General features: G+C 64.5%; 13 protein-coding genes and 4 pseudogenes. 8 read left to right on the forward strand and 9 right to left on the reverse strand.

Annotated elements, in window-relative coordinates; translation table 11 throughout:
- Positions 1–2: 2 nt before the first annotated feature.
- On the reverse strand, positions 3–425 hold the full coding sequence (locus tag FQ389_RS04240; protein WP_144206141.1) for a thioredoxin family protein: 423 nt from the start codon (positions 423–425) through the stop codon (positions 3–5).
- On the reverse strand, positions 422–1,234 hold the full coding sequence (lmeA, locus tag FQ389_RS04245; protein WP_144206157.1) for a mannan chain length control protein LmeA: 813 nt from the start codon (positions 1,232–1,234) through the stop codon (positions 422–424). Before lmeA ends, FQ389_RS04240 begins: the two co-directional genes overlap by 4 nt.
- A 143-nt stretch (positions 1,235–1,377) precedes the next feature.
- On the opposite strand from lmeA, the gene FQ389_RS04250 reads away from it, so the two are divergent.
- The 6 genes and pseudogenes from FQ389_RS04250 (at position 1,378) to pstB (ending at position 5,930) form a co-directional block, all read left to right on the forward strand.
- Complete coding sequence (locus tag FQ389_RS04250; RefSeq protein ID WP_144206142.1) at positions 1,378–2,187, forward strand: winged helix-turn-helix transcriptional regulator; 810 nt, start codon at positions 1,378–1,380, stop codon at positions 2,185–2,187.
- Positions 2,184–3,113: a mycothiol synthase gene (mshD, locus tag FQ389_RS04255; RefSeq protein ID WP_144206143.1), complete on the forward strand. Its 930-nt coding sequence runs from the start codon at positions 2,184–2,186 to the stop codon at positions 3,111–3,113. Before FQ389_RS04250 ends, mshD begins: the two co-directional genes overlap by 4 nt.
- Before the next feature lie 152 nt (positions 3,114–3,265).
- Positions 3,266–3,448: a hypothetical protein gene (locus FQ389_RS04260; RefSeq protein ID WP_144206144.1), complete on the forward strand. Its 183-nt coding sequence runs from the start codon at positions 3,266–3,268 to the stop codon at positions 3,446–3,448.
- A pseudogene (gene pstC / locus FQ389_RS04265) lies at positions 3,449–4,224 on the forward strand (phosphate ABC transporter permease subunit PstC); the annotation flags it as partial. It abuts the gene before it with no gap.
- Positions 4,221–5,175 (forward strand): annotated as a pseudogene (gene pstA / locus FQ389_RS04270) (phosphate ABC transporter permease PstA). The pseudogenes pstC and pstA, both read left to right, overlap by 4 nt.
- Positions 5,154–5,930, forward strand: coding sequence for a phosphate ABC transporter ATP-binding protein PstB (gene pstB / locus FQ389_RS04275; RefSeq protein ID WP_144206145.1), 777 nt, complete (start codon positions 5,154–5,156; stop codon positions 5,928–5,930). The pseudogene pstA and the gene pstB overlap by 22 nt, the downstream one beginning before the upstream one ends.
- A 3-nt stretch (positions 5,931–5,933) precedes the next feature.
- Here the strand turns inward: pstB and phoU are convergent, their stop codons facing one another.
- The 5 genes and pseudogenes from phoU to FQ389_RS04300 form a co-directional block, all read right to left on the reverse strand.
- Entirely contained in the window at positions 5,934–6,599 is a 666-nt protein-coding gene (gene phoU, locus FQ389_RS04280; RefSeq protein ID WP_144206146.1) for a phosphate signaling complex protein PhoU, read from the reverse strand.
- A 288-nt stretch (positions 6,600–6,887) separates the two neighbouring features.
- Positions 6,888–7,704, reverse strand: a pseudogene (locus FQ389_RS23055) (LCP family glycopolymer transferase); the annotation flags it as partial.
- Positions 7,705–8,439: 735 nt separating this feature from the next.
- Positions 8,440–9,573, reverse strand: coding sequence for a tRNA dihydrouridine synthase DusB (gene dusB / locus FQ389_RS04290; RefSeq protein ID WP_144206147.1), 1,134 nt, complete (start codon positions 9,571–9,573; stop codon positions 8,440–8,442).
- A 19-nt stretch (positions 9,574–9,592) separates the two neighbouring features.
- Positions 9,593–10,615 carry an acyl-ACP desaturase gene (locus FQ389_RS04295; protein WP_144206148.1) on the reverse strand — a complete coding sequence of 341 codons (1,023 nt, stop codon included), beginning with the start codon at positions 10,613–10,615 and terminating at the stop codon, positions 9,593–9,595.
- Positions 10,616–10,773: 158 nt separating this feature from the next.
- On the reverse strand, positions 10,774–11,385 hold the full coding sequence (locus FQ389_RS04300; protein WP_144206149.1) for a TetR/AcrR family transcriptional regulator: 612 nt from the start codon (positions 11,383–11,385) through the stop codon (positions 10,774–10,776).
- A 68-nt stretch (positions 11,386–11,453) separates the two neighbouring features.
- On the opposite strand from FQ389_RS04300, the gene FQ389_RS04305 reads away from it, so the two are divergent.
- Positions 11,454–12,518 (forward strand): oxygenase MpaB family protein, encoded by a 1,065-nt coding sequence (locus tag FQ389_RS04305; RefSeq protein WP_144206150.1) that lies wholly within the window; start codon positions 11,454–11,456, stop codon positions 12,516–12,518.
- Here the strand turns inward: FQ389_RS04305 and FQ389_RS04310 are convergent.
- A pseudogene (locus FQ389_RS04310) lies at positions 12,497–12,880 on the reverse strand (deaminase); the annotation flags it as partial. The gene FQ389_RS04305 and the pseudogene FQ389_RS04310 overlap by 22 nt on opposite strands.
- Positions 12,881–13,011: 131 nt before the next feature.
- On the opposite strand from FQ389_RS04310, the gene FQ389_RS04315 reads away from it, so the two are divergent.
- The gene (locus FQ389_RS04315; protein ID WP_456085314.1) at positions 13,012–13,692 is read left to right on the forward strand and encodes a class I SAM-dependent methyltransferase; all 681 of its coding nucleotides are present in this window, start codon (positions 13,012–13,014) and stop codon (positions 13,690–13,692) included.
- 59 nt (positions 13,693–13,751) lie between these two features.
- On the opposite strand, the gene FQ389_RS04320 is transcribed toward FQ389_RS04315, so the two are convergent.
- A partial coding sequence (locus FQ389_RS04320) for a TIGR04255 family protein (RefSeq protein ID WP_144206152.1) occupies positions 13,752–13,984 on the reverse strand: 233 nt, incomplete at its 5' end.

Here is a 13,984-nt window from a genome sequence, read left to right on the forward strand (position 1 = left end):
GATCAAGCCAACAGCGGTTCGAGCGCGGAACGCAGGTCCGCGGCCTTCGGGACACCGGACGAGCGGTAACGCTGCTGCCCGTCGACGTCGAAGATGAGCGTGGTCGGCAGCGACAGTACCGAAAACTGGTGTGCGACCGCGGGGTTGGCGTCGATATTGACTTCGACATGCGCTACGTCGCCCATGTTTTCGCACACCTGGTCGACCACCCGGCGTACCCGGTCGCAGGGTCCGCACCAGGGTGCGCTGAAATGCACCACGGTCGGTCCGCTGGTGGACAGCCCCAGGTCAGTGGTGTCGGCCGCGGCGGCCCGGCTCGAGTCCGCCGGCACCTCGGTGAGGCTCCCGGCGCGACGCGTCAGCAACCAGCCCAGTAAAGCGGCCAGGGCAAGCGCAGCCACGATAGCCACGACAACAGTCGTCATGATTGTTTGAACCCATCAAGGGTCACGGTTACTCTCGTGGTGACGCCCTCGATGATCACGTCGGAACCGCGCGCACCCACCGTGCGCGGCACTACGCCGAACGGAAGGCGCTGATTCGGCAGCCGAGTGGCGAACGCCCGCAGCACCGCTTCGCGCTGGTTGTCGGGCACGACCTGGTTGGCGGTGTCCGGCCCGGTGAGGACGCCGGTCGGGGTGAACACCAGCGTCGCCGGGTCCACGGGGTCCATCGAGAGATCCATCGAGATGCTGACCCGATGGTCGAACCCGACGGATTTCGGTGTGCCACTGAAAACCAGCCCGTGGCTGCCGGAGATCCCCGATTCGGTGGTGCCACCGGTGGCATCGTTGGTCTCGGCCGGCGGCGCCTCGACCATCAAATCGTTGATGCCCAGGTACCGGCCCAGATGTGTCGAGTCGATGATGATGCGGCTCTCCAGCTTGCCCACCGGCAGCTTCGCATGCGGCCTGATCAGCCACGATGCATACGTCAGGTCGATCGCGTGCATGGTCGCTTCGAGGGTGGCCTTCCCGGTCACCGCGTGGTCGATGCCGTTCGCCTTGATCTCCAGCTCGTTGTAATGACGGCGCAAGGCCTGCGGGATGAAGGGGAAGGCCAGGATGGCCACGAACGGGTCCGAGCCCAGGTTTGCCGCGCTGCGCACGCTGCGCGAGAGCTGGTATTCGGCGTAGATGCTGGTTCCGTAGTCCACGCCGACAGCACCGAAAACGAGCGCCGCCACGGCGGATACCGCCGCGATCACACCGGTCAGGACCCTGCGCACCCGCATATTGTGACGCAGTTCGCGGTGAGGATCCCCGGACCCTCGCACCTCGTGGCGGCTCTCACAGTACGTAACATCCACACGCACAAACGCCTAGTGGCACGTTATCGTAGGGTGACCTGGCCACTAACGCCGTGTGGCTTGCGAATATGGGAGATGCCTTTCCCCCCGGAGCTGGAGGGGCTTGTTTGGAGTTACTACTACTACTGACCTCGGAGCTGCATCCGGACCCGGTCCTGCCATCGTTGTCACTGCTCCCTCACACCGTGCGGACGGCGCCGCCCGAGCCATCGTCATTACTCGAGGCAGGCACCGCGGACGCGGTGCTGGTTGATGCGCGCACCGACCTGTCGGCGGCGCGCGGGCTTTGCCGGCTGCTCAGCACGGCGGGCCGGTCGGTTCCGGTCGTGGCAATCGTGGCCGAAGGCGGCCTGGTGGCCGTCAGTGCCGACTGGGGTTTGGACGAGATCCTGCTGCCCGCCACAGGGCCCGCGGAGGTCGACGCCCGGATTCGGCTGGTGGTGGGCCGTCGTGGCGGGCTGGCCGACCAAGAGAGCGCGGGCAAGGTCAGCCTGGGCGAGCTGGTGATCGACGAAGGCACCTACACCACCCGACTGCGGGGCCGCCCGCTCGATCTCACCCACAAAGAGTTTGAACTGCTCAAGTACCTCGCCCAGCACGCCGGCCGGGTCTTCACCCGCGCGCAGCTGCTGCACGAGGTGTGGGGATACGACTTCTTCGGCGGCACCCGCACGGTCGACGTCCACGTCCGGCGGTTGCGGGCCAAGCTGGGACCCGAGTACGAGGCCCTGATCGGCACGGTGCGCAACGTCGGCTACAAGGCCGTCCGGCCGGCGCGCGGTCGACCGCCGATCGCGGCGCCCGACGACGTCGACGACGACGAAGGCGACGCAGAAGAATTGCAAGACCCGTTGGCCGACCCGTTGCACAGTCAGTGACGTGGTCGGACTGGAGGCCCGACTGGCGCTCCGCACTGACCCCGGAAGAACAGCACGGTGTCCGCGAATTGATCTCTGCGGTAACCGAATTCGATGGGATCGCACCCGTCGGTGAACAGGTCCTGCGCGAACTCGGCCACGATCGCACCCACCATCTGCTGGTCACCGAGAACGACACCATCGAGGGCTATCTCAACCTCAGTCCACCGCGGGATGATAGCCCCGGGATGGCCGAGATGGTGGTACATCCGCGGACCCGTCGGCGCGGCATCGGCGCGGCGATGGCGCACGCAACCATCGCAAAAACCGGTGGCACCAATCGGTTCTGGGCGCACGGCACGCTCGACCCGGCCAAGGCGACCGCGTCGGCGCTGGGTCTGGTTCCGGTGCGCGAACTCCTCCAGATGCGGCGGACGCTTCGTGAAGTGCCCAAGCCGGTGGATCCCATGCCCGATGTGCGGGTGCGTACCTATGCGGGCATCGACGATGACGCCGAGCTGTTGCGGGTCAACAACGCCGCTTTCGTCGATCATCCCGAGCAGGGAGGCTGGACGGAGGCCGATCTGGTGGAGCGGCGCAGCGAGCCATGGTTCGACCCGGCGGGATTGTTCCTGGCGTTCTGCGACGCGGGACGGCTGCTGGGCTTTCACTGGACCAAGTTGCACCTCGATCAACCGGGACTGGGTGAGGTGTACGTCCTTAGTGTCGATCCCGCAGCGCAAGGACGCGGGTTGGGGCAGATGTTGACGGCAGTCGGAATCGAGTCGCTGGCTCGCCGACTGTTCGGGACACCGGACTCCGGCGGTGTCGCAAACGAAGTCACCGTGTTGCTCTATGTCGAATCGGATAATCTGCCCGCGATGCGGACCTATCAACGACAGGGCTTCACCACCTACAGCGTCGACACCGCGTACGCTCCGGGCTGACGAAAACGCAGGCAGACGTGCTGTGCAAGCACATTATTCATCTCGGATTATTCATCTCGGATTCACCGATTAGGCACTCTTGTGCGAGCAGCGTCGGCGCATAGTTTCCAGCGTCGGTTGCATGCGACGGTCTGCATCAGAAAGCGAGATCGGTGAGGCTTCACAGTGCGGCCAACACGCTGGCGGCGGGGTTGGCGGTGACGATGACGTGTTCAGGATTGACAGCCTGCGGCGACGACAACAATCACCACGGCGCGGCGACTGTCAACCCCGGCACCGTTACGTGTGACGGCAAGGCCGAGCTGACGGCCGAAGGGGCCACCGGACTGCAGTGAGTGACCAGCGACACCTCGGCCATGCATTTCGGGATCATGGACCTCCTGCAGGTGACGGTGCTGGTGTCGTTGTTCGCTTTGGTCCTGGCCATGCCGTTCGCGTTGGGAGTCGCCATCTTCCTCAGACAGTACGCACCGCGACGGCTTGCTGGGCCACTCGCGTACACGGTCGACCTGCTGGCTGCGGTTCCCTCGATACATCTATGGCGTATGGGGTCTTTACGTCCTCGCGCCGCAACTCCGCCCGGTTGCGACTTGGCTGAATCACTCACTGGGCTGGTGCTTCACTATTTGCTAACGGCAGTGCGTCGGCCGCGGGCGGCGGCACCATCTTCACCGGCGGGCTAGTCTTAGCGGTGATGATCTTGCCCATCATCACCGCGGTCACCCGTGAGGTTTTCGTGCAGACACCCGTCGACCAGATCGAGGCCGCGCTGGCGCTCGGCGCGATCCGATGGGAGGTGGTCAAGACCACTGTGTTGCCGTTCGGGCGCTCGGGGTACGTCAGCGGGGCGATGCTGGGTCTGGGCCGCGCACTGGGAGAAACGGTCGAGCTGCTGATCATTCTGCGTGGCACGCAACGGTCGTGCGGCTGGTCACTGTTCGACGGCGGCTCGACGTTCGCGACCAAGATCGCCGCGACCGCATGGGAATTCAACGACCGCTACAAGGCCGGTTCGTACATCCGCCGCTGGGTTGTGCTTTTCCTGTTGACCTTCGTGGTCGACGCCCTCGCACGAGGGGTGGTCGCCGGCGCCGTCAGGGGCAGGCGATGACCTCGATCTTCGACCGTCCACTCAAGGCGCGCAAACTGTCCCGCCTCGGCGGGCGTCGTCGGGTCGCGAACGTCATTGCGGCAGTGCTGGTCTCGTTGTCGATGGTGATCGCGCTGACCCCGTTGCTGTGGCTTCTGTACGCGGTGGTCGCCAAGGGTTGGCGCGCGGTCGCGTCGTCGGCGTAGTGGACGCATTCACAGGCGGGGACGACGCCGTTTCTGCCCGGCGGCGGTGCATATAACGCGATCGTGGGCACCTTGTTGCAGGGCTTGGTGGCTGCGGCGATTTCCATCCCGATCGGTGTCATGCTCGCCATCTACCTGGTCGCGTATGGCGGCGGCACCCGGCTGGCCGGGTGGCGACCTTCATGGTGGACATCCTGTCTGGCGTGCCCTCGATCGTGGCGGCGTTGTTCATCACGCGCTGTGTGTGGCTACGCTCTGCCTGCCGCGTTCGGGCTTCGCGGTGGCGTTGGCGTTGGTGCTGTTGATGCTCCCGGTGATCGAGCGCACGACCGAGGAGATGCTGCGGATCGTTCCGATAGAGCTCCGCGAGGCCAGCTATGCGCTGGGGGGCGCCGAAGTGGAAAACCGTTGTCAGAGTGGTGATTACGACGGGGAGCTCGGGCATCATCACTGTCATCACGCTGGGGGTGGCCCGGGTGCCCGGGTGATGGGAGAGACGGCACCGCTGCTGATTTTAGTGGGTTATTCGCAGGCCATGAACTTCGACCTACTGCGGGGATTCATGGGGACGCTGCCTAGCATGATGGTCAATCAGACGGCGGCCGGTTCGGGCGTCAACCCAGTACCCACGGAGCGGCTGTGGGGCGCCGGGTTGACACTGATCTTGCTGATCGCGGTGATCAATATCGGAGCCAGGGTTGTGTCAATGATGTTCGCTCCAAAAGTCCTAAGGAGGAGTGCTGCGTGGCCAAGCGCTTGGACTTGAAAGACGTCAACATTTACTACGGATCGTTTCAGGCGGTCGCGGACGTGACGCTGTCGATTTTGCCGCGCAGTGTCACGGCGTTCATCGGAGCGTCAGGCTGCGGTAAGACGACCGTGCTACGCACCCTGAACCGGATGCACGAGGTCATCCCCGGGGCCCGGGTCGAGGGCACTGTGCTGCTCGACGACGAGAACATCTACGCGTCCGGGATCGACCCGGTCGGTGTGCGCCGCACGATCGGTATGGTGTTCCAGAGGCCAAACCCGTTCCCCGCCATGTCGATTCGCGACAATGTGGTGGCCGGCCTGAAGTTGCAAGGGGTGCACAACCGCAAGCTGCTCGACGAGGTCGCCGAGCACTCGTTGCGCGGCGCCAACCTGTGGGACGAGGTCAAGGACAGGTTGAACAAACCCTGTGGCGGACTGTCCGCAGGGCAGCAGCAACGGCTGTGCATCGCGCGGGCCATCGCCGTGCAACCCGACGTTCTGCTCATGGATGAGCCGTGCTCGGCGCTGGACCCGATTTCGACGATGGCGATCGAGGAATTGATCAGCGAGCTGAAACAAGACTACACGATCGTCATCGTCACGTACAATATGCAGCAGGCCGCCCGGGTGAGCGATCACACCGCGTTCTTCAATCTGGAGGCGGTGGGAAAGCCCGGTCGGCTCATCGAGATCGACGACACCGAGAAGATCTTCTCCAACCCGTCCCAGAAGGCGACCGAGGACTACATCTCCGGGCGCTTCGGTTGAGGGCTACGGCGTAGGAGTCGTCTCGTCCTCTGGCAATCGACCGGTCGCCTGGAAGATGACGCGCCGGGCTACCTCCACCGCGTGATCGGCGAAGCGTTCGTAGAACCGCCCTAACAACGTCACGTCGACGGCGGCCGCGACGCCGTGCCGCCACTCGCGGTCCATCAGCACCGAGAACAGGTGGCGGTGCAGGTCGTCCATCGCGTCGTCTTTTTCGCGTATCCGCGCGGCCTTCTCCGGGTCTCGAGACAGCACGACCTCTTGCGCACTGTCGCCCAATTCGACTGCCACCCTGCCCATTTCGGCGAAGTAACCGTTGACTTCCTCGGGCAACGCGTGCTGTGGATGCCGTCGGCGGGCGATCTTGGCAACGTGGAGGGCCAGTGCACCCATGCGATCGATGTCGGCGACCATCTGGATGGCGCTCACGATCGACCGTAGATCACCGGCCACCGGCGCCTGCAATGCAAGCAATACGAAAGCGCTTTCTTCGGCGCGCGTACTGAGTCGCGCGATCTCTTCGTGGCCGGAGATCACCTGTTCGGCCAGGACGAGGTCGGCCTGCAACAGCGCCTGGGTGGCCTGCTCCATGGCCACCCCGGCCAGCCCGCACAATTCGCCCAGCCGCTCGGATAAGTCCGAGAGTTGCTCGTGGTAGGCGGTCCGCATGACGCCAAGCCTACTTTCCCGGCGTCGAAAACGGTGGTCTAGCGCGGCGAAATCCCGTTATTCACAGGTGGTATCGGCGGCGTTCGTCACCGTCAGGTCGTCCGGCAATTTGGTGGGTGCGCTGCCCCGGGCTGTGGTCAATCTGGACGGTGAGCGACGAGCCGCTGGGTGCGGGCGGGTTGACCGACCTGAAGTCGGGCTCCAGTACCACCTGCACGACCTGCCCATAGCCGGAAACTCGCGCGACCTTTGAATGGCGAATGCGGAGGCCACCGTCGCGGCGGCCTGCTGCTGGCGTTTGATGCGCTCGTTGTCACCGTTGAACTCGGTGGTGACCTGGTGTGACCGCACATAGTTCAGCGCCGTCAGACCGTCGATGAGCTGCGTCCCGAATGCTCCAGCACCGTGCCGAGCCCGTAGTCGTGTAGGAGAGTCTTGCTCCACACCTCGACACCGCCGAGGGCCTCGACCATTTTCGCGAAGCCCGCGAATTCGACCGCGATGAACCCGGTTGATGCTCAAACCCGGACAGCTTCTGGATGACCTTCACCAGGCATTTAGGGTCGCCGAAGGAGAAGGCCGAATTCAGCTTGATCTCGGTGTAGACCATCTTCGGGCCCCATGTCTTTGACTTCTCGTCATAGAGCGGCCCGTACTTCTGGGTGTCGGGATTCCATGCTTCGCACTGGATCGGGGTGATCGCGAGGTTCCACGGAAACGAGACGGCCACCACCCGTTTACGGTTCGCCGGGATGCTGACCAGCATCACGGTGTCGGAGCGGGCGCCCCCGGCGTCTTCGCTGTCGCCCGCGCCCATGTCGGCGTTGGCGCCCGACCGGGAGTCGATGCCGACGATCAGGAAGTCTTCGTCTCCGTACTAGCTGCTCGGGTCGACGATGTCGTCGGAGTGCGGATCGAGCGCGCTGATCATATTGAGCCGGTGGTTCTTCGACGCACTCCACTGCCAGGCGCCGCCGGTCAGGACCAGTGCCAGGACCGCCACCAGCGCGGCGAGCGAACGCGCGGCCAGCAGTATGCCCTGACGGCGCGACTTAGGTTTCGGCGCATCGAGAGATTTCGCTCGGCGGAACCGTTTGTGCCTGACCGGAGCCGGCTTGGCCTCGTCGGCGGTCGCGGAATCCGGCGACTCGAATTCCGGAATCTCGGCGACGACGGCGTGCGAGTAGGACGGGGGATCGATGACCTGGGTGTCCTGCATGTCGACGAACAGGTCCGCGTCCCGATCGAAGGATTGGGCGTCGAAGGCTTCCTCGTCGACGGATTGCTCGTCGTCGAACGCTGCCCGGCGGTGGCGGCGGCCGCCGGTGTCGGCACCGACTTTGGCGATCAGGTCGGCCACGCTGACCGCCCGATGCGTCGCTGCCGCTGGACGCCGATGGCTTGACGGTGTCGTCCCGGGTGTCGTTGTGGGTACCGTCTTCGCTGTTGCCGACGCCGGCCGCGGCCGTGGGCGGGCAGTGCCAGCGGTGAACGGTGTTGTCGGGCGGCGGCGCAGAGAACCGCTCCCAGGGCGCCGCCCCCAAAACGACGATGCCGGCCGATTGCCGGTCGGGGGAGCGGCGATAGCCCGAGTGGCGTCTAACCTCGCCGTTACTAATGTCTTCACTCGCCTCCGAAGCCTTGAGCCGCCGTCAGTGATGTCCGTGCGTCAAAAATCACCGCAGTGTCCCGCCAAAGCGCTGCAACTTCGCTATTGCTCAGGTCACGCTGTCTTCAGTAGCCCCTGGGTAACCGACGAACCGGACCGCCACCCAAGTGCAATCCAGCAAGGTCCATATCGTACTTACTTAATCCATCCGGGCGCTATTTCGAGCGGGATTCAGCCGCCGGAGTGCATGACGTCTGCCCCCGCCGGGACGATGCAGTCGTTGAGGTCGTCCAGCCAGCCTTCGGGCAGCGCGACTCGGGCAGCGGATCCCTGCCGGCCGCGCGGCCCGTTGGCCGCCTCCGGGAATGCGACGGCGGCGTCGAGCCGGTCCAGCAGCCCGTTGAGCTCGTCGACCGTCTTGACCAGCGCCAGCGCCCGGCGCAGGTCGGATCCAACCGGGAAGCCGTGCAGGTACCAAGCGACATGTTTGCGGATGTCGCGCATGCCCTTGTCCTCGCCGTAATGCGCGATGAGCAGCTCGCCGTGTCGGCGCACGATCGCGGCGACTTCGCCGAGCGTCGGTGGCGCCGGGGCGGGGCTGCCGGTGAACGCGGCCGACAGTTCGGCGAACAGCCAGGGCCGGCCCAGGCATCCGCGGCCGATGACGACACCGTCGCAGCCGGTACTGGCCATCATCGTCAGGGCGTCGCTGGCGTAGTAGATGTCGCCGTTGCCGAGCACTGGGATGGTCTGCACGTGCTGCTTGAGCAGGGCGATCTGCTCCCAGTCGGCGGTGCCGCTGTAGCGCTGGGCCGCCGTCCGGGCGTGCAGCGCCACGGCCGCAGCGCCTTCCGCCTCGGCGATCCGGCCGGCGTCGAGGTGGGTGGGGTGCTCGTCGTCGATACCGATGCGGAACTTGACGGTCACCGGGATGTCGGTGCCCTCGGTCGCGCGGACCGCGGCGGCCACGATCTGGCCGAACAGCCGCCGCTTGTAAGGCAGCGCGGCACCGCCGCCGCGCTTGGTGACCTTGGGTACCGGGCAGCCGAAGTTCATGTCGATGTGGTCGGCGAGATCTTCGTTGGCGATCATCTTGGCCGCCGCGTACGTCGTGGCCGGGTCGACGGTGTAAAGCTGTAGCGAGCGGGGCGATTCGTCGGGCGCGAACGTCGTCATGTGCATGGTGACGGGGTGGCGCTCCACCAGCGCACGCGCCGTCACCATCTCGCAGACATAGAGCCCGCTGACCGTGCCGACCTTGGCCTGCTCCAACTTACGGCACAGCGTCCGGAATGCGACATTAGTCACACCCGCCATCGGGGCCAGCACCACCGGGCTGGCGAGCGTGATCGGACCGATCTGCAATTCTGTGTCCGGTGCCAGGCTAGCGGCGGCTCATGGCCAGCTTGCCAGCGGTTTGGTGCAGCTCGAACGCGGTGACCTTCTTGCCGGTGCGGGCTTCCCGCTCGAGCTGGCGCTGCTTGGACACCTCGAACTTGTCGCAGGCCTGCTCGAGCTCCTTGATCAGCAGCGCAAGGTCGTCGCGCATCGCGGCCGCCTCGCCAGTGAAGTTTTCCCGCTCGAAGATGCGCCACTTCTTTAACACCGGCATCACGACCTCGTCGAGGTGGATGCGAGGGTCGTACACCCCGCCGACGGCGATGAAGACGGCCTTGCGCCGGAATTCGGGCACCTGGAAGCCGGGCATCTGGAAGTTGCGCAACACTTTGTGCAGCGACGCCATTGCCTGGTTCGGCGCGACCTCGAACCCGGCCTCACTGACGTCCCGATAGAAGATCATGTGCAGGTTCTCGTCGGCCGAGATCTTGCCCAGCAACTGGTCGGCGACCGTCTCGTTGCAGGCCCTGCCGGTGTTGCGGTGTGAGATCCGGGTGGCCAGCTCCTGGAACGTCACGTAGATGACCGAGTCGAACAGGCTCTCGGCGAACAGGTCGTCCCGGACCTGGTGGTTCTGTCCCGGGCTGAACCCGCGGTTGACGACCTCGATGCGCAGCTTCTCCAATTCGACCGGGTCCACCGCGCGGGTCACCACCAGGTAATCGCGCAGCGCGATGCCGTGCCGGTTTTCCTCGGCGGTCCACCGGTTGACCCAGGTGCCCCACGCGCCGTCCAGGCCGAAGTTCATCGAGATCTCGCGGTGATATGAGGGCAGGTTGTCCTCGGTCATCAGGTTCTGCACCATCGCGACCTGGGCGAGATCGGAAAGCTTGCTCTGCTCGGGGTCCCAGTCCTGCCCGCCGAGCGCATAGAAGTTCTTGCCGTCCGACCACGGGATGTAGTCGTGCGGGTTCCACGGCTTATGCATGGAGAGGTGCCGGTTCAGGTACTTCTCGACGACCGGCTCCAGCTCATGCAAAAGGTGCAGGTCCGTAAACTCGGCTCGCATGACACCCCCAGTTATCTGTGTCTAATGGTTGCAGTCAATATATCTGTGTCGGTCAGTTGCATCAAGTTTCCGCTCTGGCGCGTCGATCACGATTCGGCCTACACAGGACAGCCGCTGGCTAATGCCAACGACTGCTCTCGCCCGGACGGAAATCGTCGCTATCCGGATACCCCTTCCGTCGGCGGAACATACGGGGCCGCGGTGTTGAAAAGCATGTTCACGCAGTAGTCGATGAACTGTTTGCGGGTGGCTCCGAGTTGTCTGTTCAGGTAGGCGGTGAACAGGCTTGTCAGGCCGCCGACGAGGCTGGTGGCGATCATCTTCTGCAGAACGGGATCGCCGATGCTGGACAACTTGCGTTGCAGCAGATCGATGAAACTGGGCATCCACTCGGCGCCCGATTGGGTCAGGATCGGCTCGACGGCGGGAGCCAGCAGCAACACCCGCCCGCGGACTGGATCGTCGACCATCAATTCCACGAATTGCTCGACCGCTTCACGCGGAGTGTCCGCGAATGTGAGCGCCGTCATAGCGCGCGCGCAGACATCGTCGTATACGGCGCGGACGAATTCGTCACGGTCGGAAAAGCTCTCGTAAAAATATCGCTCGGTCAGCGCCGCCTTGCGACATACCGCGCGGACGGTCAGCGCTGGCCCCCGCTCACTGCCCAGCAGTTGCACGCCGGCGGCGATGAGGTTGTCGCGACGGAGGGCGTGGCGACTTTCCAGGGGGACGCCCGACCAACGGCCCCGTCGTTGACTGGTCTGCACATCGCTCCTAAGCTTAAAATGACAACACTCGTAGTCAGAATTTTGGACACAACGTAGGAACCCCAACAATGACCCAAGATACGTCCGCAACCTGCCCACTGACCAGCGCCGAAGCTGGTAGGGACACGACCACGGTCCACAAGGTGGCAATTGGACCCGGCGCCTCCGAGGCCGTCGCCGGCGGCTGCCCGGTGTCTGCGGAGGGGTATCAGGCCCCGCCGACGCCCCTGGGTCCAGAGTCTTTGACGTGGCGGTACTTCGGCGATTGGCGCGGCATGTTGCAGGGTCCGTGGGCGGGCTCGATGCAAAACATGCATCCCCAGCTCGGTGCCGCGGTCATCGATCACTCGACGTTTTTTCGGGAGCGCTGGCCCCGGCTACTGCGGTCGTTGTATCCGATCGGCGGCGTCGTCTTCGATGGGGACAGGGCGCCGATCACCGGCGCCGAGGTGCGCGATTACCACGTGAACATCAAGGGTGTCGACGCGCAGGGACGCCGCTATCACGCGCTGAACCCTGACGTTTTCTATTGGGCGCATGCCACCTTTTTCGTCGGGACAATCATTGTGGCAGAACGATTTTGCGGAGGACTGAGCGAAGCGCAGAAGCGTCAGTTATTCGACGAACACGTCCAGTGGTATCGAATGTACGGAATGAGCATGCGGCCGGTGCCGGCGTCATGGGAGGAGTTTCAGGCCTACTGGGACCACATGTGTAATAACGTGTTAGAGGACAATTGGGCAGCTCGTGCGGTACTCGACCTCACCGAGTTGCCCAAACCTACTTTTGCACAATGGCTTCCGGACATGCTGTGGGCCGCGCAACGCAAACTGCTGGCACCGTTCTTCGTCTGGTTCACCGTCGGTCTCTACGATCCTCCGGTGCGCCGGTTGATGGGCTACCGATGGTCGCGCCGCGACGAGTGGCTGCACCGGCTCCTCGGCGACCTAATTCGCATCGTGTTCGCCTGTGTGCCAACACGATTCCGCAAGCACCCGCGGGCGCGGGCGGGATTGGATCGGGCCTCCGGCCGCATCCCGGCCGACGCTCCGCTCGTTCATACTCCGGCGCGCAACCTGCCGTCGCTGGACGAGCGAGACAACCCGATGCACTACTGCCCCAAGGTTTCCTGAGCTCCGCTGGAGGCCAGTGGGATGACCGTCGACGCACGCCGCTCGCCGTGGCATTCATTCCAGAACCGGTAGACGTCCGCGGCCGTATCGTAGGGCTCGTAGCGCATCGGCAGCCGGCGTTGGTCCCAGTTCTTTGCGAACTTGTCGTAAAACGTTGAGACCTCGAAGTATTTCCGGTCATCGAGGTAGTACTCCTCGTAGGAGTCGCGGGTGATCAAGAAGATGACTTCTTTGGGCGAGCAGTGGTATAGCGAGCCCAGGCACATCGGGCATGGGTGGGCCAGCACGTAGATGCTGGCATCGACCAGGTGCTCGGTTCCTAGCTTCATGCACGCTTCGCGGATCGCGAGGTTCTCGGCGTGTCGGTCACGGATTCTCCGGCGCACGCAGACGGGTCAGATAGCTCGCAGGGTAGTTCCGTACGGCGCGAGAGCCGAGCCCGTGGTAATAACTAGCTTATCTATATTTATAGGGTTTCGACATAGGGAGCGGCATGACGCGCACCGAAAGTGATCGCTGGGATCTCGCGACGAGCGTGGGGGCGACGGCCACCATGGTGGCCGCGCACCGGGCGCTGTCCAACGACAAGAAGCTGATCGACGACCCCTACGCCGCGCCGTTGGTACGTGCGGTCGGAATCGGCGTGTACGTCCGGATGGTCAACGGGGAAATCCCGGTGAGCGGAAGATTTCGGCCCGCGGCGCACGGCAGAAGGGATGGCCACCCGTACCCGTTTCTACGACCAGCACTTTCTCGACGCCACCCGGAGCGGCATCGCCCAGGCGGTCATCCTCGCTTAGGGCCTGGATTCGCGTATCGGCTGCCGTGGCCGGCGGGAACCGTCTTCTACGAGATCGACATGCCGGACGTGATCGAGTTCAAGACCCAGACCTTGAGTGATCTCGGCGCCGATCCGACGGCCGAGCGACGCACGGTCGCAGTGGATCTGCGCGACGATTGGGCGGCGCACTGCAGGCCGCGGGATTCGACCCGTAGACCCCATCGGCGTGGAGCGCGGGGGGATTGGTGGTGTGCCTGCCGGACGATGCGCAGGACGTGCTGTTCGACAAGATCACCGAACTCAGTGCCCCGGGCAGCCGACTGGCATTCGAGTTCGTCCCTGACACAGCGGTTTTCGCCGACCCACGATGGCGTGCGCACCACGACCGGATGACCGAGTACGGCTCGCCGGTGTCACCTACAGCAGCGCGGTGCTTTCGCGAAAGCAGCTCGTCAGCGCAGCAGGTCGTCGTGCAGGCGACTGGTGAGCAGCTCGCGATACGCCGCCCGGGCCGGCTCGTAGAGGTTGTGGAACGTTGCACGGACTGCATCGCGGTTGTATTCCGGGATGGACGCGACCGGTGTCCAGAAACTGTCGATGTCCAGCTGGAAGAACGGTCCGGGCTGGGCGGGTAGGGTGCGGCGCAGGTAGTAATTCGGGTCGAGCACCTGGCCCAGTCCCGGGC

Source organism: Mycobacterium tilburgii (assembly GCF_902168065.1).
Taxonomy (GTDB): Bacteria; Actinomycetota; Actinomycetes; order Mycobacteriales; family Mycobacteriaceae; genus Mycobacterium; species Mycobacterium tilburgii.